2 protein-coding genes are annotated in these 1,702 nt (G+C 57.5%); both read left to right on the top strand.

Annotation, left to right across the window (positions count from 1 at the left end):
- The coding region (locus CAGGBEG34_RS09365) for a translocation/assembly module TamB domain-containing protein (RefSeq protein WP_042688534.1) at positions 1–1,263 on the top strand (1,263 nt) is incomplete at its 5' end.
- A 94-nt stretch (positions 1,264–1,357) separates the two neighbouring features.
- Complete coding sequence (locus tag CAGGBEG34_RS11990; RefSeq protein WP_275226176.1) at positions 1,358–1,480, top strand: hypothetical protein; 123 nt, start codon at positions 1,358–1,360, stop codon at positions 1,478–1,480.
- The last annotated feature ends 222 nt before the right edge of the window (positions 1,481–1,702 follow it).

Here is a 1,702-nt window from a genome sequence, read left to right as displayed (position 1 = left end):
AAAAATATAGGCATCCTGCTCGGCCCGCAAACCCTGCTGGATGGACGCAGCGCGCTCCGTCTTGCGGTGTCCGGTTCGGTGGCACAGCCAAAATTTTCTGGCGCGCTGAATGGAGAGGGCTTGTCAATCACATGGATCGACCAAGGCGTCACGCTGAAAAACGGGGTTGTGCGGATTGCGATTGCCAATAACCGCGCCGATTTTCAGAAAGTGGAGTTCCAGGGCGCAAGCGGCGCTCTGCGCGCGACCGGCAGCGTGACGCTGGATCGCGCCGATACCCCGTTATCGGTCCAGATTGTTGCCGACGCGCTTGAACTCTTCGCCCGGCCTGACCGGCAATTATCGATCTCCGGCCGCGCGACGATGGCCAACCGCAGCGGCAGCGCCGGCGGCTTTGCGATCGATGGCGATTTCACCGTTCACCGCGCTTTCTTTAATTTGCCGTCCAGTCCAGCGCCCAAGCTCGGCGAGGATGTCGTCATTGTGCGCGCGGATGATCCATATCGTAGCGCGGCGCTTGAATCTCTCCGATCCAAGGATGCGCCCCCCAAAATCCACTTATTTCAAACGCGCGTCGGGATTGATCTGGGCAAAGACTTTCGTTTCCGCGGCGCCGGCGCGGACCTGGATTTGGTTGGAAAAATCACTCTGAGCAACGCGGCTGGAGCGCCCTTACGCGCGCATGGCGATTTACGCGCGCGCCGTGGTTCGACGTATGAAATCCTCAGCGTCAAACTCGATGTTGAAAAAGGATATGTCAGCTTCAACGGCCCAGTCGATAATCCGGCGCTGAATATTCTGGCAATGCGGCGCAATCAGGAAGTCGAGGTCGGCCTGCAAGTGCGCGGCACCACGCGCGCGCCGCGCGCGCAGTTGGTCTCGGAGCCCAATGTGCCGGACACCGAAAAGCTCTCCTGGCTTTTGTTCAGGCATGGCACGGATAAAGGCGCCACTGTGGGCCAGCAATACGCCAAAAACGCGGCATTAGCATTCCTCGGCAGTATGGGGGGCAAACAGATTGCGCAACGCATTGGCCTGGATGAGCTTTCAATCAGCCAAAGCGAGATCGGATTGACCGATCCGCAAGTGATCACGCTTGCCAAAGCGCTCAACCGGCACTTTATTCTCGGTTATGAGGAAGGGCTGAGCAGCAGCGCGCATATTTTCAAAGTCACCTGGCAATTCTGGCGCAGCTGGTCGATCATTGCGCACACAGGCACGGTGAATGGAGTGAATCTGCTGTTTAGCCGGCGCTTTGATTGAGCTTATAGCCAAGCGACTTTAGTTCGATACGGCGTCATCGCCGCTCGCCGTATGACTCATACGGCGCTTGGCTATAGAGCATTTTTCAGTCGATTTGCCCGAGGAGCGAGCGCGAAGACAGTATGGGGATCGATGCGGGCGGAGCAGGTCTCTATCGCGCAGCGATGGAGGCGACCCCGCAGCGATCCCGAATACACAGAACGGCGAAGCGACATAGGGAAAATCAGTGAAAAATGCTCTAAATGGGGTCGCGTCACGCAACGGAGGACAGAGTACGCTAAGCCTGAGGGAAGGGTCGCAAGGGCCTGAATGTTCCTTTCCTGGGCGTTTTTCCCTGCTGCAAACATCATTCCCCGTCAAATTGATATGCTCCCAGCCCAACGGTGACAGATATACTAGAAGGTACGCCTCAATAGACTGGCTATGCTCCCTGAGCGCC

It is taken from the genome of Candidatus Glomeribacter gigasporarum BEG34, from assembly GCF_000227585.1.
Lineage (GTDB): Bacteria > Pseudomonadota > Gammaproteobacteria > Burkholderiales > Burkholderiaceae > Glomeribacter > Glomeribacter gigasporarum_B.
Note: the sequence above shows the minus strand (reverse complement) of the source record. Positions and strands in the feature narration are given on the sequence as shown.